The 18,547-nt window shown below is 55.1% G+C and carries 12 protein-coding genes; all 12 read left to right on the top strand.

Annotated elements, in window-relative coordinates; genetic code table 11:
- Positions 1-69: 69 nt before the first annotated feature.
- The 12 genes from GN242_RS07060 to GN242_RS07005 all read left to right on the top strand — a co-directional run bounded on the left by GN242_RS07060 (position 70) and on the right by GN242_RS07005 (position 18,516).
- Complete coding sequence (locus GN242_RS07060; RefSeq protein WP_156287129.1) at positions 70-1,317, top strand: MdtA/MuxA family multidrug efflux RND transporter periplasmic adaptor subunit; 1,248 nt, start codon at positions 70-72, stop codon at positions 1,315-1,317.
- Positions 1,317-4,433: an MdtB/MuxB family multidrug efflux RND transporter permease subunit gene (locus GN242_RS07055; RefSeq protein ID WP_156287128.1), complete on the top strand. Its 3,117-nt coding sequence runs from the start codon at positions 1,317-1,319 to the stop codon at positions 4,431-4,433. Before GN242_RS07060 ends, GN242_RS07055 begins: the two co-directional genes overlap by 1 nt.
- Entirely contained in the window at positions 4,430-7,504 is a 3,075-nt protein-coding gene (mdtC, locus tag GN242_RS07050) for a multidrug efflux RND transporter permease subunit MdtC (protein ID WP_156287127.1), read from the top strand. Before GN242_RS07055 ends, mdtC begins: the two co-directional genes overlap by 4 nt.
- Before the next feature lie 4 nt (positions 7,505-7,508).
- Entirely contained in the window at positions 7,509-8,915 is a 1,407-nt protein-coding gene (locus GN242_RS07045) for an MFS transporter (RefSeq protein ID WP_156287126.1), read from the top strand.
- Complete coding sequence (gene baeS / locus GN242_RS07040; protein ID WP_154751671.1) at positions 8,915-10,300, top strand: envelope stress sensor histidine kinase BaeS; 1,386 nt, start codon at positions 8,915-8,917, stop codon at positions 10,298-10,300. Before GN242_RS07045 ends, baeS begins: the two co-directional genes overlap by 1 nt.
- A 16-nt stretch (positions 10,301-10,316) precedes the next feature.
- The gene (gene baeR / locus GN242_RS07035) at positions 10,317-11,024 is read left to right on the top strand and encodes an envelope stress response regulator BaeR (RefSeq protein WP_154751672.1); all 708 of its coding nucleotides are present in this window, start codon (positions 10,317-10,319) and stop codon (positions 11,022-11,024) included.
- 162 nt (positions 11,025-11,186) lie between these two features.
- Positions 11,187-12,569: a prephenate-dependent tRNA uridine(34) hydroxylase TrhP gene (gene trhP / locus GN242_RS07030; RefSeq protein WP_154751673.1), complete on the top strand. Its 1,383-nt coding sequence runs from the start codon at positions 11,187-11,189 to the stop codon at positions 12,567-12,569.
- Positions 12,570-13,066: 497 nt separating this feature from the next.
- Positions 13,067-13,966, top strand: coding sequence for a lipid kinase YegS (gene yegS, locus GN242_RS07025; RefSeq protein ID WP_156287125.1), 900 nt, complete (start codon positions 13,067-13,069; stop codon positions 13,964-13,966).
- A 612-nt stretch (positions 13,967-14,578) separates the two neighbouring features.
- Positions 14,579-14,752 (top strand): hypothetical protein, encoded by a 174-nt coding sequence (locus GN242_RS07020; RefSeq protein WP_156287124.1) that lies wholly within the window; start codon positions 14,579-14,581, stop codon positions 14,750-14,752.
- 168 nt (positions 14,753-14,920) lie between these two features.
- Positions 14,921-16,135 carry a D-mannonate dehydratase ManD gene (gene manD / locus GN242_RS07015; protein ID WP_154751677.1) on the top strand — a complete coding sequence of 405 codons (1,215 nt, stop codon included), beginning with the start codon at positions 14,921-14,923 and terminating at the stop codon, positions 16,133-16,135.
- A gap of 10 nt (positions 16,136-16,145) precedes the next feature.
- On the top strand, positions 16,146-17,156 hold the full coding sequence (locus GN242_RS07010; RefSeq protein ID WP_156287123.1) for a Zn-dependent oxidoreductase: 1,011 nt from the start codon (positions 16,146-16,148) through the stop codon (positions 17,154-17,156).
- Between the two features lie 76 nt (positions 17,157-17,232).
- Positions 17,233-18,516: an MFS transporter gene (locus GN242_RS07005; protein WP_156287122.1), complete on the top strand. Its 1,284-nt coding sequence runs from the start codon at positions 17,233-17,235 to the stop codon at positions 18,514-18,516.
- Positions 18,517-18,547: the final 31 nt, after the last annotated feature.

Raw genomic sequence — 18,547 nt, 5'->3', positions numbered from 1 at the left:
TCTAATAAAATTCGGGACACCTTTTTGTCCTGCCTGGGTATGTACCCGGTTCACTGAGAGCTATTAAACATGAAAACACCGCGTCGTTTCCCTCTTATTCCCCTGGTTATCGCCGTCGCGCTGATAGCGGGAGGCGGATACTGGTGGTACAGCCACAGTAGCGTTTCCCAGCCACAGCCTGCCGCAGGTGCACAGCAATCACCAGGTAAAGGCAAGCAGGGCGGAGGGCGGCGCGGTGGCGCAATGGGCGCGGCCATGGCACCAGTGCAGGCAGCAGAAGCCGTACGCCAGAGCGTTCCGCAGTATCTTTCGGGGCTGGGTACGGTAACGGCGGCTAATACCGTAACGCTGCGCAGCCGGGTTGACGGCTATCTGGTGGCAATACATTTTACTGAAGGGCAGCAGGTGAAAGCCGGACAGCTGCTGGCAGAGATTGACCCGCGCCCTTATCAGGTAGCGCTGTTGCAGGCCGAAGGACAGCTGGCAAAAAGCCAGGCAACCCTCGCCAATGCCCGCCGCGACCTGGCGCGTTTTGAGAAGCTGGCGAAAACCAACCTGGTCTCACAGCAGGAGCTGGACACCCAGCGCTCGCTGGTCAGTGAAACCCTCGGCACCATTAAAGCTGATGAAGCCAATGTGGCCAGCGCCCGTCTGAATCTCACTTACAGCCGTGTCACCTCACCAATTGACGGGCGCGTAGGCCTGAAACAGGTCGATATCGGCAACAATATCAGCAGCGGCGATACCACCGGAATTGTGGTGATTACCCAGACCCATCCTATCGACCTGATCTTCAGCCTGCCGGAAAGTGATATTTCAGCGATCATCAGCGCGCAAAAAACAGGCGCGGTGCCGGTTGAAGCCTGGGATCGCAGTAATAAAACGCTGCTGACAAACGGTACGCTGCTGAGTATGGATAACCAGATTGATACCACCACCGGAACCGTTAAGCTGAAAGCCCGCTTTGATAATCTGGATGACCGCCTGTTCCCCAATCAGTTTGTTAACGCCCGCCTGAAGGTCAGCACCCTACAGGATGCGATTGTCATCCCGGCAGCCGCCCTGCAAATGGGTAACGAAGGCAGCTTTGTCTGGGTGGTGAACAGCGACAATAAAGTGAGTAAGAAAATTGTCACTATCGAATTCCAGGACAGCGAAAAAGTAGTGATCAAAGCCGGGCTGGAAGCCGGTGAAAAAGTGGTGACCGACGGCATCGATCGCCTGACCGAAGGAGCTAAAGTAGAAGTGGTTGCCTCGCAGGCCACACCGCTCACCTCGGGTAAAATTGCTCAACCGGCGAAGGGAGCCAGCGACTGATGCAGGTTATGCCCCCAACGCCAGGCGGCGGCCCGTCCCGCCAGTTTATTCTGCGTCCGGTTGCGACCACGCTGCTGATGATCGCCATTCTGCTGGCGGGGATTATCGGCTATCGTGCCCTGCCGGTTTCAGCGCTGCCGGAAGTCGACTATCCCACTATTCAGGTCGTCACCCTCTATCCCGGGGCCAGCCCGGATGTCGTGACATCAGCCATTACTGCGCCACTGGAGCGCCAGTTTGGCCAGATGTCCGGCCTCAAGCAGATGGCTTCGCAGAGTTCCGGCGGGGCCTCCGTGGTCACCCTCCAGTTCCAGCTCGCGCTGCCGCTGGATGTCGCCGAACAGGAAGTGCAGGCTGCCATTAATGCAGCCACTAATCTGCTGCCCACCGATCTGCCTAACCCGCCGGTCTACAGCAAGGTCAATCCGGCCGATCCGCCGATTATGACTCTGGCTGTCACCACCACCAGCCTGCCGATGACGCAGGTTGCGGATATGGTGGAAACCCGCGTTGCGCAGAAAATATCGCAGGTTTCCGGCGTCGGTCTGGTTACTCTCTCCGGCGGCCAGCGCCCGGCCGTGCGGGTGAAGCTTAACGCCCAGGCGCTGGCGGCGATGAATATCACCAGCGAGACGGTGCGCACCGCTATCAGTAACGCGAACGTTAACTCAGCAAAAGGGAGCCTGGATGGGCCGGAACGGTCAATTACTCTGTCCGCTAATGACCAGATCAAAACCGCCGAAGGCTACCGACAGCTGATTGTCAGCTTCCAGAATGGTGCACCGGTGCGGCTTGGTGATGTCGCCACGGTGGAACAGGGAGCGGAAAACAGCTGGCTCGGTGCCTGGGCTAACCGTCAGCCCGCCATCGTCCTGAATATCCAGCGTCAGCCGGGGGCAAATATCATCGCCACCGCCGACAATATTCGCCGGATGCTGCCTGCCCTCACCGCGTCACTGCCAAAATCCGTTGAAGTGCAGCTGCTGACCGACCGCACAACTAATATTCGCGCCTCGGTAAACGATGTGCAGTTTGAACTGCTGCTGGCTCTGGCGCTGGTAGTGATGATTATCTATCTGTTCCTGCGTAACGTGGCAGCCACGATTATTCCTGCCGTTGCTGTCCCGCTGTCGTTGATCGGCACATTTGCTGCAATGTATTTCTTCGGTTTCTCGGTGAATAACCTGACGCTGATGGCGCTGACCATCGCCACCGGCTTTGTGGTTGACGATGCCATCGTGGTGATCGAAAACATCTCGCGCTATATCGAAAAAGGCGAAAAACCGCTAACGGCGGCGCTGAAAGGTGCGGGCGAAATTGGCTTTACCATTATCTCGTTAACTTTCTCGCTGATAGCGGTACTGATCCCACTGCTGTTTATGGGTGATATTGTCGGCCGCCTGTTCCGCGAATTCGCCGTTACTCTGGCGGTGGCAATTCTTATCTCCGCCTTCGTTTCATTAACCCTGACGCCAATGATGTGCGCGCGCATGTTAAGCGTTGAGTCACTGCGCAGGCAGAACCGCTTTTCACGTGCCAGCGAAGCGCTATTCGAGCGGATAATTGCCCGCTATGGTCGCATGTTGCAGACGGTGCTGAAACATCAGTGGCTGACGCTCGGTGTGGCGTTCGGCACCATGGCGCTTACCGTCGTGCTGTGGATGGTGATCCCGAAGGGCTTCTTCCCCTTGCAGGATAACGGCATTATTCAGGGTTCAATACAGGCACCGCAGTCAGTCTCCTACAGCAATATGGCACAGCGCCAGCAGGCTGTAGCGTCGGTGATAATGAAAGATCCAGCGGTGCAGAGCCTGACTTCGTTTGTCGGCGTTGACGGCACAAACGCGGCGCTGAACAGCGGAAGGCTGCAAATTAATCTTAAGCCGCTGAATGAGCGCGCAGATCGCATCCCGGCGGTGATTGCCCGACTGCAACAGCAGACAGCACAGATCCCCGGAGTTAATCTCTGGCTGCAACCGGTGCAGGATCTGACTATTGATACCCAGGCCAGCCGCACCCAGTATCAGTTTACCTTGCAGGCCGGATCGCTGGACTCTCTCAGTCTTTGGGTACCTAAACTCCAGGCAGAGCTGGTTAAGCGGCCCGAGTTAAAAGAGATCAGCAGCGACTGGCAGGATCAGGGGCTGGAAGCCTATATCCGCGTCGATCGTGACAGCGCCAGCCGCCTCGGCATCTCAATGGCCGATGTGGATAACGCGCTGTATAACGCCTTTGGTCAGCGGCTGATATCAACGATCTATACCCAGGCCAACCAGTATCGCGTCGTGCTGGAGCACGATACCGCAGCCACCCCCGGACTGGCAGCACTGCAATCCATACGCCTGAACAGCACTGATGGTGGCAGCGTACCACTCAGCGCCATTGCCAGCGTTGAGCAGCGCCACGGCGCATTAAGCATTAATCACCTCGACCAGTTCCCGTCGACTACCTTCTCATTTAACGTCAGCGAGGGTTATTCACTGGAGCAGGCGGTAAATGCCATCACTCAGACCGAACAGGATCTGGCGATGCCATCCGAGATTATGACCCAGTTCCAGGGTAGCACCCTCGCCTTCCAGGCCGCACTCTCCAGCACCGTCTGGCTGATTGTTGCTGCGGTGGTGGCGATGTATATCGTGCTGGGCGTGTTGTATGAGAGCTTTATTCACCCGGTGACCATTCTCTCCACGCTGCCTACCGCCGGAGTCGGCGCTCTGCTGGCGCTGCTGTTGAGCGGTAGCGAGCTGGATGTGATTGCCATTATCGGCATCATTCTGCTGATTGGCATTGTGAAAAAGAACGCCATCATGATGATCGACTTTGCGCTGGCCGCCGAACGCGAACAGGGTATGACGCCGTATGAGGCGATCTATCAGGCGTGCCTGCTGCGTTTCCGCCCGATCCTGATGACCACTCTGGCGGCGCTGTTCGGTGCGCTGCCGCTGATGCTGAGTACCGGCGTTGGGGCCGAGCTGCGTCGCCCTCTTGGTACCGCCATGGTGGGGGGACTGATTGTCAGCCAGGTGCTGACGCTGTTCACCACTCCGGTGATCTATCTGCTGTTTGACCGTCTGTCGCGGGCTACCCGCCGCCTGACTCGTCGGGAGGCAGAGTGAAATTTTTCGCCCTGTTTATTCATCGCCCCATCGCCACCACGCTGCTGACCGTGGCGATCCTGCTGGCCGGGATTCTGGGTTTCCGTCTGCTGCCGGTTTCACCGCTGCCGCAGGTGGATTTCCCGGTGATTGTCGTCAGCGCCTCACTGCCAGGGGCCTCGCCGGAAACCATGGCATCCTCGGTTGCCACACCGCTGGAACGCGCTCTGGGACGGGTGGCCGGGATCAGCGAAATGACCTCTACCAGTTCGCTTGGCAGCACACGAATTATCCTTGTGTTTGATTTCGAGCGCGACATTAACGGTGCTGCCCGCGATGTACAGGGGGCGATAAACGCCGCCCAGAGCCTGCTGCCCACCGGCATGCCAAGCCGGCCTACCTATCGTAAAGCTAACCCCTCTGATGCGCCGATTATGATTATGACGCTGACCTCAGACACCTGGTCGCCGGGGCAGCTGTATGACTATGCCTCAACCCAGCTGGCGCAAAAACTGTCGCAAATTGACGGCGTAGGCGATGTCACCGTTGGCGGCAGCTCACTCCCGGCGGTGCGCGTCGATCTTAATCCGCAGGCGCTGTTCAACCAGGGCGTATCGCTGGATGCGGTGCGTACTGCCATTGCCAGTGCTAACGTACGTAAACCTCAGGGAGCCATCGAAGATAACCACCAGCGCTGGTGGCTGAAGACGAACGATGAACTGAAAACCGCCGCCGAATATCAGCCGCTGGTGGTGCATTACAATAACGGCGCAGCCGTGCGCCTGCAGGATGTCGCCACCGTATCTGATTCAGTGGAAGATGTGCGCAACGCCGGGATGTCCAATGCCCGTCCGGCTATTCTGTTGCTGATCCGCAAAGCACCGGAAGCCAATATCATTGATACCGTTGACCGCATTCGAGGAAAAATTCCGGAACTGAGCCAGATTATTCCCGCGTCGATCAAGCTTGAGGTGGCGCAGGATCGTTCCCCGACGATACGTGCATCCCTGCATGAGGTGGAGCAGTCGCTGGCAATATCAGTTGGCCTGGTGATTCTGGTGGTGTTTGCCTTCCTGAGATCTGGCCGTGCAACGCTGATCCCGGCGGTGGCGGTACCCGTATCGCTAATCGGCACCTTTGCCGCCATGTATCTGTGCGGCTTCAGCCTGAATAATCTTTCGCTGATGGCGCTGACCGTGGCAACGGGCTTTGTGGTCGACGATGCGATCGTGGTGCTGGAAAATATCTCCCGCCACGTTGAAGCCGGTGTAAAGCCGCTACAGGCGGCCTTGCAGGGGGTGCGGGAAGTCGGCTTTACCGTGGTATCCATGAGCATTTCACTGATAGCCGTATTTATTCCACTGCTGATGCTCGGCGGCATTATTGGCCGATTCTTCAAGGAGTTTGCCGTCACGCTCTCGGTGGCAATAGCCATCTCCCTGGTGATCTCCGTTACCCTGACGCCAATGATGTGCGCATGGCTGCTGCGCAATAAAGCGCAACATACACAACCACGCATTCGCGGTTTTGGCCGGGTGCTGCTGGCGGTTCAGCAGGGCTATGGCCGCACGCTGCATCGGGTGATGGATCATGCGCGCTGGACGCTACTGGTGTTTCTCGCCACCATTGCGCTGACCGTTTACCTCTATATTTCTATTCCGAAAACCTTTATGCCGGAGCAGGACACCGGGCGGCTGATGGGCTTTATTCAGGCTGACCAGAGCATCTCGTTCCAGTCGATGCGCGGCAAGCTGGAAGATTTTATGCGTATCGTTCATGCGGATCCGGCTGTAGAGAGCGTGGTGGGCTTTACCGGGGGTTCACGTACCAACAGCGGGTCGATGTTTATCTCACTGAAGCCGCTCAGTGAACGTAGCGAAAATGCCCAGCAGGTGATCGCCCGTCTGCGCGGCAAGCTGGCAAAAGAGCCGGGAGCGAATCTGTTCCTGATGGCGGTACAGGATATCCGCGTAGGCGGACGCGAGTCTAACGCCGGATATCAGTACACGCTGCTGTCAGACAACCTGGACGATCTGCGCGAGTGGGAGCCGAAAATACGCCGCGCCTTTGCTGCCCTGCCCGAACTCGCCGACGTTAACTCTGACCAGGAAGATAAAGGCTCGGAAATGGCGCTGACCTACGATCGAGCCAGTATGGCACGCCTTGGCATTGATGTGGCGGATGCTAATAACCTGCTGAATAACGCCTTCGGGCAGCGGCAGATCTCCACCATCTATCAGCCGCTGAACCAGTATAAAGTGGTGATGGAGGTCGACCCGCGCTATACCCAGGATATCAGCGCCCTTAACCAGATGTATGTGATTAACAGCGAGGGGAAATCAATCCCGCTGTCGTCGTTTGCTAAATGGCAGCCGGCCAACTCACCGCTGTCGGTCAACCATCAGGGGCTTTCTGCCGCCTCAACGATTTCATTCAACCTGCCGGAGGGTGTCTCCCTGTCGCAGGCCTCTGCCGCCATTGACCGCAGCATTACCGCTCTGGGCGTACCGTCCAGCGTACGCGGCAGCTTTGCCGGAACAGCTGCGGTATTTGAGCAGACGCAAAGCAGCCAGCTATGGCTAATTGTTGCGGCGATCGCCACGGTATATATCGTGCTGGGGATCCTGTATGAGAGCTATGTTCATCCGCTGACGATCCTCTCTACCCTGCCTTCCGCAGGAGTGGGTGCGCTGCTGGCCCTGGAGCTGTTTAATGCGCCGTTCAGCCTGATTGCGCTAATCGGTATCCTGCTGCTGATCGGCATCGTGAAGAAGAACGCCATTATGATGGTCGACTTCGCCCTCAACGCCCAGCGTATCGGCGGGATGACGGCGCGTGAGGCGATTTTCGAGGCCAGCCTGCTGCGCTTCCGCCCGATCATGATGACCACGCTTGCGGCGTTGTTTGGCGCACTGCCGCTGGTGCTGACCAGCGGTGATGGTGCCGAGCTGCGCCAGCCGCTGGGGATCACCATTGTCGGCGGGCTGGTAATGAGCCAGTTGCTGACGCTCTACACCACACCGGTAGTCTATCTGTATATGGATAAACTGCGACGTAAACCCCGCTTCCACCCTGTGACAGAGGAAAGCTGATGCCATGACCGCCCCTCCCGCCTCCGTGCGCTGGCAGCTGTGGATTGTCGCCTTCGGTTTCTTTATGCAGACGCTGGACACCACCATCGTCAATACCGCCCTGCCCTCAATGGCAGTCAGCCTGCATCAAAGCCCGCTGAATATGCATTCGGTGATTGTTTCCTACGTGCTGACGGTGGCAGTGATGCTACCGATCAGCGGCTGGCTGGCAGACCGCTTCGGGGTGCGCAATGTATTCTTCAGCGCGATTGTGCTGTTCAGCGCAGGTTCGCTCTGCTGTGCGCTCTCCGCCACCCTCGATCAGCTGTTACTGTCGCGGGTGTTGCAGGGCATTGGCGGAGCGATGATGGTTCCCGTGGGCAGGTTAACGGTAATGAAGCTGGTGCCGCGCGCTGAATATATGGCGGCGATGACCTTTGTTACTCTGCCCGGACAAATTGGCCCGCTGCTCGGCCCGGCGCTGGGGGGCGTACTGGTTGAGTACGCCAGCTGGCACTGGATTTTCCTGATCAATATTCCGGTAGGCATTATCGGGGCCATTGCCACGCTGATGCTGATGTCGAACTTTACCCTGCAAACCCGGCGCTTCGATTTTACCGGCTACCTGCTGCTGGCGGCCGGTATGGCCACATTAACCCTGGCGCTTGACGGCCAGCGCGGCTCCGGGATCTCCCCCCTGCTGCTGTGCCTGCTGATTCTGGTGGGTGTGTTCAGCCTGCTGTTTTATCTGCTGCATGCGCGCAACAACGACGCGGCGCTGTTCAGTCTGAAGCTGTTTGATAACCGCATTTACTCTATTGGTTTGATTGGCAGTCTGACGGGGCGGATCGGCAGCGGAATGCTGCCATTTATGACGCCAATTTTTCTGCAAATTGGCATGGGCTACAGCCCGCTGCACGCCGGTTTAATGATGATCCCGATGGTGCTGGGGAATATGGGCATGAAGCGCATCGTGGTACAGATTGTTAACCGTTTTGGTTACCGCCATGTGCTGATGGGATCCACGCTTGGACTGGCGCTGGTAGTGCTGCTGTTCCCCGCCGTTGCGTTTATGGGCTGGCATGCGCTGCTGCCGGTAGTGCTGTTTTTACAGGGGATGCTGAACGCCATCCGCTTCTCGGCAATGAATACCCTCACGCTGAAAGAGCTGCCCGATGATCTTGCCAGCAGCGGCAACAGCCTGCTGTCGATGGTAATGCAGCTGTCGATGAGTATCGGTGTAACCATTGCCGGATTGTTGCTGGGCACCTTCGGGCATCAGGCGATCGGCGGCAGCCCGCAGATCGCCCAGGCGTTTATCTATACCTGGCTGTGTGTGGCGCTGATTATTGCCCTGCCGGTCTTTGTTTTCTGGCGTGTCCCCAAAGAGACTCACCCCAACGCGCTACTGCCGCGCAGGAGAAAGCCTTAATGCTGGCAAAATTACGTATCGGCATCACCGCTAAACTGTTCGCGGCGATTTTTTCCACCTGCATGCTGGTGCTGATCACCATGCACTGGGGGGTCAGACTCAGCTTTGAGCACGGCTTTATTGATTATATTAAGCGCGGCAATGAGCAGCGGCTGATGATGCTGGGCGATGCGCTGGGAGAACAGTACGAGCAGCACGGTAACTGGGACTTTCTGCGCAATAACAATAAGCTGGTGTTCAATATCCTGCGCTCACTGGAGCAGAATCCCGATTCAAATAACCAGCTACCGCCCCACGGCTGGCGCACGCAGTTCTGGATTATCGATCAGCAATACCGGGTGATGATCGGCCCTCGCGCTCCGGTGCCGCAGGATGGTTCCCGCCGTAGTATCACCACCAGCAACGGCAAAGTGGTCGGCTGGGTGATTGGTTCACCGTCTGAACGCCTGACGCGCAGTGCAGATATCAATTTCGATCAGCAACAGAAGCGCACCAGCTGGATGATTGTCGGCCTCACCATGTTACTGGCGGCGGCGGTCACCTGGCTGCTATCACGCGGGCTGCTGGCCCCGGTGAAAAGACTGGTGGAAGGCACCTACCAGCTCGCTACCGGTAACTTTACCAGCCGGGTACAGGCATCCAGCCGTGATGAACTGGGCAGGCTGGCACAGGACTTTAACCGTCTTGCCAGCACACTGGAGAAAAATGAAAAAATGCGCCGCGCTTTTATGGCCGATATTTCCCATGAGCTGCGCACGCCGCTGGCCATCCTGCGCGGTGAGCTGGAGGCAATTCAGGATGGTGTACGCAAACTGACACCAGAATCGATCATGTCCTTGCAGGGCGAAGTAGCCACGCTGACCAAGCTGGTGGACGATGTGCACCAGCTTTCACTGTCGGATGAAGGAGCGCTGGCCTATCGCAAAACCCAGACTGACCTGGTGCCGCTGCTGGAGCTGGTTTCCGGCAACTTCCGCCACCGTTTTGAACAGCACCCGCTGACCCTGACGCTGACGTTGCCCGATCAGGCACCTCAGTTTGGCGATCCCGATCGGCTGATGCAGCTTTTTACCAATCTGATGGAAAACAGCCTGCGTTATACCGATCCCGGCGGCAGCCTGCATATCACCCTGCGTCAGACCGCCAGCGAGAATATCCTGCATTTTGATGACAGCGCCCCCGGCATCAGCGATGAGCAGCGGGAACAAATTTTTGATCGCTTTTACCGTGCAGAAGGCTCACGTAACCGGGCAAGCGGCGGTTCGGGGCTGGGGCTGGCTATCTGTCAGAATATTGTCGAAGCTCATGATGGCACCATTGTTGCGGAGCACTCCGATGCAGGTGGCGTGAGAATTACGGTACACTTGCCTTATAAGACTCACTAATAATGGTTATAAAAAAATGACTCTGGATACCCCCGCTCCGCTAATTTTAATCGTTGAAGACGAACCCAAACTCGGCCAGCTGATGATTGATTACTTACAGGCGGCTAACTTCCGTACTCATCATCTGCTGCGTGGCGATGAAGTGCTGGAGTGGGTAAAAAAGCACTCTCCGGATCTGGTGCTGCTGGATCTGATGCTGCCGGGGCTGGATGGACTGTCGGTGTGCCGGGAACTGCGTAGCTTTTCCGACCTGCCGGTAGTGATGGTCACCGCGAAAATTGAGGAGATTGACCGCCTGCTCGGGCTGGAAATCGGCGCGGATGACTATATCTGTAAACCATTCAGCCCGCGCGAAGTCGTCGCACGCGTGAAAACCATACTGAAACGCTGCCAGCGAACCCCGGAAGAAGCACGGCAGATTTCACTGCTCAAGGTCGATGAAAACCGCTTTCACGCCAGCTGGGATGATAAACCGCTCGACCTGACTCCCGCCGAATTCCGCCTGTTGAAAACGCTGGCCCAGGAGCCGGGTAAAGTGTTCTCACGCGAGCAGCTGCTGAATCATCTGTATGACGACTACCGGGTGGTAACCGACCGAACCATCGACAGTCATATAAAAAATCTGCGCCGTAAGCTGGAAATACTGGACGCTAACCAGCCATTTATCCGTGCGGTGTACGGTATGGGCTATCGCTGGGAAGCAGATATCTGTCGCTTGATGTAGATCAATTTCCTCTCTAATTCACCCCATTACAATCCCCACCGGGTAGATACCGGGCGAGGCATGCCTCGCCCCACGCAAGAGATCAGGGATCCTGACTCCTGCACACCTCGCCTGTAAAACGTAATTATTGCAATTTCTGACCTGACATCAGACTGAGACATCATGAACAAACCGGAACTGCTTTCTCCGGCCGGCACGCTGAAAAACATGCGTTACGCTTTTGCGTATGGCGCAGATGCAGTGTATGCCGGTCAGCCTCGCTACAGCCTGCGCGTACGTAATAACGAATTCAATCATGAGAACCTTGCTACCGGCATCAACGAAGCCCATGCGCTCGGTAAAAAGTTCTATGTGGTAGTTAATATTGCGCCGCATAACGCCAAACTAAAAACCTTTATTCGCGACCTGAAGCCGGTCATTGATATGCAACCGGATGCGCTGATTATGTCCGATCCCGGGCTGATTATGCTGGTGCGCGAAGCCTTCCCGCAGATGGATATTCATCTCTCAGTACAGGCAAACGCCGTTAACTGGGCAACGGTGAAATTCTGGCAACAGATGGGGCTGACACGGGTGATTCTGTCACGGGAGCTGTCGCTGGAAGAGATTAGTGAAATACGCCAGCAGGTGCCGGAAATGGAGCTGGAAATATTCGTCCACGGCGCACTCTGCATGGCCTATTCCGGGCGCTGCCTGCTTTCAGGCTATATCAATAAACGCGACCCGAACCAGGGTACCTGTACTAACGCCTGCCGCTGGGAATATAACGTACAGGAAGGCAAAGAGGATGCGATTGGTAATATCGTGCATCGTCAGGAGCCGATCGCCGTTCATAACGTGGAGCCGACGCTGGGCATCGGACAGCCTACCGACAAAGTCTTTATGATCGAAGAGGCGATGCGTCCTGGCGAATATATGACCGCCTTCGAAGATGAACACGGCACCTATATTATGAATTCAAAGGATCTGCGAGCGGTGGCTCACGTTGAGCGCCTGACGCAGATGGGTGTTCACTCGCTGAAAATTGAAGGGCGCACCAAATCGTTCTACTACTGCGCCCGAACTGCTCAGGTCTATCGTCGTGCTATTGACGATGCAGCCGCCGGTAAACCTTTTGATCCTGCTCTGCTGGAAACGCTGGAAGGCCTGGCTCACCGTGGTTACACCGAAGGCTTCCTGCGCCGTCATACTCATGACAGCTATCAGAGCTATGAAGCAGGCTATTCGGTCTCCGATCGTCAGCAGTTTGTGGGTGAATTTACCGGTCAACGGCGCGGTGCGCTGGCGCAGGTGGATGTCAAAAACAAATTCAGCGTTGGCGACAGTCTGGAACTGATGTCTCCTGCGGGCAATATTAACTTCACCCTGACGCAGATGGAAAACGGCAAAGCCCAGGCGATTGATGTAGCCCCGGGCAACGGTCACCTGGTATGGCTGCCGCTGCCGGAGGAGATGGATTTACAGTATGCCCTGCTGATGCGTAACCTTGCCGGAACCACCACACGTAATCCCCATGCGGTAGAATTAGCGAAAGAAGTTTCATAATGTTACCGATTTTAGAATGCGATCACATTACTACCGGGGATTCCCCAGTATGATGTCCCCGCTCCTAACGAACAAATCCAAATAGCATCTACCCGTCATACTTCAAGCTGCGGATGCGTTGGCTTCACCCATTCACTTCGGTCACATAGTTATCTATGCTGCCGGGGATTTATGGATTGCCACCTTTTCGCAACTCGAATTATTTAGGGTATCACTATAACCGGGAAATTTAGCGTTGCAGGAAAGCGGTAAGTGCACAGATCCCCGGGAGCTTACACCAGTAAGTGACTGGAGCGATTAAACACAGCCAAAATATCTGCGGCATATAAAGAAACGGTTATAGACCACCTCATTCGGCCCGCACGGCTCCCCCGTGCGGGCCATTCTTTTTTTTACCACTTTTTCAGAAAACTCTTCGGTTTTTCGCCCTGCGTTAACCCTCTGTGGCAGGTTATGCTGTATGTTGATGCAAACCCACATGCCTTCAGGGATTAAAAATGGAAGAACATTCACTTACGCTGGCCATCTTAAATGGCAAAAAAGCGGGCAATGAAGCACTGCGCGAGGCTATTGCCACGCTGCGTAAAGAGGGCTTCCCGCTGGAAGTGCGCGTCACCTGGGAGTACGGTGACGGCGAGCGCTATGTTCGTGAAGCGGCAGCATTAAAGGCCAAAACCGTCATTGCCGCTGGCGGCGACGGCACCATCAATGAAGTGGCGACGGCGCTGGCCAGACTATCTCCTGAACATCGTCCGGTGCTGGGTCTGGTACCGCTGGGAACAGCCAATGATTTTGCCACCAGCGCAGGCATTCCCATGGAAATGGAAAATGCTTTACGTCTGGCGATCCTCGGCAAAGCCTTCCCTATCGACCTCGCACGGGTTAATGACGATCGCTACTTTATTAATATGGCTACCGGAGGGTTCGGCACGCGCATCACCGTTGAAACCCCGGAAAAACTTAAATCTGCACTGGGCGGCGTCTCCTACTTTATTCATGGCCTGATGCGCATGGATACGCTAAAAGCCGACAGCTGCACGCTGGAAGGCCCGGATTTTCACTGGCAGGGTGATGCGCTGGTAATCGGCATTGGCAATGGCCGCCAGGCAGGCGGCGGGCAGCGTCTCTGCCCGACAGCGCTGATTAACGATGGCAAACTGGAGCTGAGTATCGCTACCTCGCAGGAGCTGCTCTCTACTCTGGTACATAAACTGACCAGTAATGAAGAGAATCCCAGCCTGATCACCGCTTCACTTTCATGGCTGACTATCCGTGCGCCCAATGAAATGACGTTTAATCTCGACGGTGAACCACTCTCCGGCACGGAGTTTCGTATTGAAGTTATGCCCGATGCACTGGAGTGCCGCCTGCCGCCATCCTGTGAACTGCTGGTGTAATTATTTATCATATATATCGGCATTATTAATCCTGGCATTAACCCGCCAGGATTATTTTTTGCGAGCTGGCTTCAAAAGAATAAATAAACCCGACTGTTTAACTGAAATTATTATGTGGTGTCGTTATTATCTGACGTAACAGATAAGTGACTTAATCTTTATTTCAGATTAATAAGGCGGTAATAGAAATGGAATTCAGACCATTCTATCTTTACTCTAACCGAATTACTTACTTTAATGATTTCACATCAAAAAATGTTGATTACGTGATAACCCTTCAGCAAATCACACATATTGATGATTCAGGAATCTGCTTACATGAAGGCTTTAGGCTGAGTAGACAAGGCGCATATGAAGTTAATTTTGATGCCCGACGCGCTCCCGCCTCTAAGCAGCACTTTGAGAAACCCTTACAGCATCATATTTCAGCCATACACATTATCCGGCATGTAGAAAGAGCACTAATTGCACACTATAAAAAGTATCATGCTGGTATGTATCTATTTCTGGCTAATAATGAAAAGTTATCACGCATATATCAACATATCGCAAAAAAACATTTCGTTTCAGGAAACACCCTGGAATCAGGCTTTCAACCCAACAGGAGGGGATATGTCATACGTACGCCGCAATGCTATTTATGAACAGGAGCAGGAAGCTGCTTTACAGAAAGCACTTGAGAGAAGATCGCAGCAGTTTCGTGAAGCCCTTGAGGCCAGGGATGCGATTCTTGCTGCAAGAGAAAAACAAGCCGCCGCTCAATCTCAATCACCGCTTACGCCGTAATTCCACGGGTTTTCTCCACTCTGTTAAAGCGCCATACGGCGCTTTTTTTCTTCCCCGCCGCCGCTCAATGAAATGTGATCGCTCTCGCGAATCCTGAACTCGCAACTTGTATGGTAGTACGTTATCGGCGTATTTTTTCACCATTGTTGGCATACAAGGCGGTTCAGAATGAAAATTGTTAACGCAGAAGTCTTTGTTACCTGCCCGGGCAGAAACTTTGTCACGGTAAAAATCACCACCGACCAGGGGCTGACCGGTATCGGTGATGCCACACTTAACGGCCGCGAGCTGCCAGTGGCGTCTTATCTGAAAGATCACGTTTGCCCACAGCTGATCGGGCGCGATGCCCACCAGATTGAAGATATCTGGCAGTTTTTCTACAAAGGTGCCTACTGGCGTCGCGGCCCGGTCACGATGTCGGCGATCTCAGCCGTGGATCAGGCGCTGTGGGATATCAAAGGTAAAGCGGCCAATATGCCGGTATATCAACTGCTGGGCGGTGCTTCCCGCACAGGGGTAATGGTTTATTGCCATACCACCGGTCACAGCATTGATGAAGTGATGGACGACTACGCCAAACATAAAGAGCTGGGCTTCAAAGCTATTCGCGCCCAGTGCGGCGTGCCGGGAATGAAAACCACCTACGGCATGGCAAAAGGCAAAGGTGAAGCCTATGAACCAGCTACCAAAGGTGCACGCCCGGAAGAGCAGCTGTGGTCAACCGAGAAGTACCTCGACTTCACCCCAAAACTGTTTGACGCCATTCGCGATAAATTCGGCTTTAACGAGCACCTGCTGCACGATATGCACCATCGCCTGACCCCGATTGAAGCCGCCCGCTTTGGCAAAAGCGTGGAGGATTATCGCCTGTTCTGGATGGAAGATCCTACTCCGGCGGAAAATCAGGAGAGCTTCCGCCTGATACGTCAGCACACCGTTACGCCCATTGCCGTCGGTGAGGTTTTCAACAGCATCTGGGACTGCAAACAGCTGATTGAAGAACAGCTTATCGATTATATCCGCACCACTATTACCCATGCCGGCGGCATAACCGGCATGCGCCGTATCGCGGATTTCGCCTCGTTATACCAGGTTCGTACCGGATCACACGGGCCATCAGACCTTTCACCGATCTGCATGGCAGCGGCGCTGCACTTTGACCTCTGGGTGCCGAACTTTGGCGTACAGGAATATATGGGTTACTCCGCGCAAATGCTGGAAGTGTTCCCTAACAGCTGGAGTTTCGATAACGGCTATATGCACCCTGGCGACAAACCGGGCCTTGGCATTGAGTTCGACGAAAAGCTGGCGGCGAAATATCCCTACGAACCTGCTTATCTTCCCGTCGCCCGTCTTGAAGACGGCACCCTGTGGAACTGGTGAGGAAAACAGTATGAAAAGTGTCGTTATTGAACGCCCAGGCGAGTTACAGCTCCAGGATCGCCCCCTGCCGGAACCGGCAGCAGGAGAAGTACGGATCAAAGTTAAATACGCCAGCATCTGTGGTTCCGATGTTCATATCTGGCATGGACATAATCCATTCGCCCGCTATCCGCGCGTCATCGGCCATGAGTTTTTCGGCCTGATCGATGCAACGGGCAGCGGCGTCGACAGTTCGCGTATTGGTGAGCGCGTGGCAGTTGATCCGGTGGTCAGCTGTGGTCACTGTTATCCGTGCTCCGTAGGCCGGCCCAATGTCTGTAGCGAACTACAGGTGATTGGTGTGCACCTAGATGGCGGATTCAGTGAATATGCGCTGGCCCCGGAGGGCAATGCTTACCCACTGCCGGCCACCATCCCGGACACACTGGCCAGTCTGGTAGAACCGTTTACCATCGCCGCTAATATCAGCGCCTTTCTTAAGCCACAGCCGAATGATGTAGCACTGATTTACGGTGCCGGGCCGATGGGGCTTACCGCCATTCAGGTGCTGAAAGGCGTCTATAAAGTCAAAACTGTGATTGTCGCTGACCGTCTTGAGGAGCGCCTCACCATGGCGCTGGCCAACGGTGCTGACCGGGTACTGAACAACAGCGTCACCCCGCTGGCAGAGCAGCTTAACGGCGTGCAACCTACGCTGATTATTGATGCCGCCTGTCACCCGTCTATTCTCGCCGAAGCAGCTGCCCTTGCCTCACCGGCCGGACGTATCGGCCTGCTGGGCTTCTCCAGTGAACCCTGCTCACTGACGCAGCAAAGCCTCACCAGTAAAGAGCTGTCGCTGTTTACTTCACGATTAAACAGCCATCGCTTCCCTCAGGTTATCGAGTGGATGGAACAGGGGCTGATACAGCCGGAAAAGCTGGTTACCCATACGCTGCCGCTGATCCATATCGAACAGGCTATGACGCTGTTTGAAAAAGATCCGCGCAGCTGCTGCAAAGTGATTATCAGTATGAATTAACGCTCAGAATGCCGGGTAACGCCCGGCTTACCTCTACCCTGGCTGAATAAAAAAGATAATAAGCGGAGAAAGAAAAATGTTTAAAAACCTGCGCTGGACCATAGTACTGCTGCTGTTCCTTGTCTACATGATTAACTACCTTGACCGGGTGGCGCTCTCTCTGACGGTGCCAATGATTGAAAAAGACCTGCTGCTGAATGCAGAAGAGTTTGGCCTGATTTTCGGCAGCTTCTTCTTCGGATATGCCATCTTTAACTTCGTTGGTGGACTGGCAACCGACAAATTCGGCCCGACCATCACCCTCGGGGTTGCCGTCGGAATGTGGTCGCTCTTCTGCGGTTTTACCGCACTGGCTACCGGCTTCTGGTCAATGCTGATCCTGCGTGTGCTGTTCGGCATGGCGGAGGGGCCAATCTGCGCCTCGGCAAATAAAGCGATCAATGGCTGGTTCCCGAAAAAACAGGCTGCTACCGCAATGGGGCTGTTAAGCGCCGGGTCACCTCTGGGTGGCGCTGTCGCAGGCCCGATTATTGGCTACCTCGCACTGGCCTTCGGCTGGCGTCCGGCCTTCGCTATTATCTGCTCAATTGGCATTATCTGGATGGTGGTATGGTTCTTTATTGCTGCCGATAATCCGTTAAAGAGCAAGCTGATCAGCGAACGTGAACGCGCCCTGATTGCACAGCTGAAAGATGAACAACTCAGCCCGGAAGAGGAGCTTTCGCAGTCGCAGCATGGCCTTGGCTACTATCTGCGTCAGCCAATTATCCTGGTCACGGCGTTCGCCTTCTTCTGCTACAACTATATTTTGTTCTTCTTCCTCAGCTGGTTCCCCGCCTATCTGGTGCAGGCACACGCTCTGGATATTAAGGCAATGAGTATCACCACTATGATCCCGTGGATCGTCGGCTTCGTCGGGCTGGCGCTGGGGGGAATTATCTCGGATAAAATCTTCAAAATTACAGGTAAGCTGCTGCTGTCGCGCAAAATTGTGCTGGTGGTCTCGTTAATGGCAGCGGCAATTTGTGTCGCCTTCGCGGGTACGGTAAAAGAGGTCACTTCCGCCGTCGGTCTGATGTCGGTCTCCATCTTCTTCCTCTATATCACCGGGGCGATTTACTGGGCGATTATTCAGGATGTGGTGCATAAAAGTCGCGTTGGCAGCATCAGCGGATTTATTCACCTGATCGGCAGCCTCTCCGGCATTGTTGGCCCGATAGTCACCGGCTATATCGTGCAGCATACCGGCAAGTTCGACAGCGCCTTTGTGCTGGCGGGCGTGGTCGCTGCACTGGGGGCCTGCCTGGTTCTGTTTGTGATTAAACCGCCGAAGAAACTGGATACTCCGGTGTCCGTCTGATCATCGCGGGTGGGATATGCCCACCCGTTTC

The organism is Erwinia sorbitola (assembly GCF_009738185.1).
Taxonomy (GTDB): Bacteria; Pseudomonadota; Gammaproteobacteria; order Enterobacterales; family Enterobacteriaceae; genus Erwinia; species Erwinia sorbitola.
Note: the sequence above shows the minus strand (reverse complement) of the source record. Positions and strands in the feature narration are given on the sequence as shown.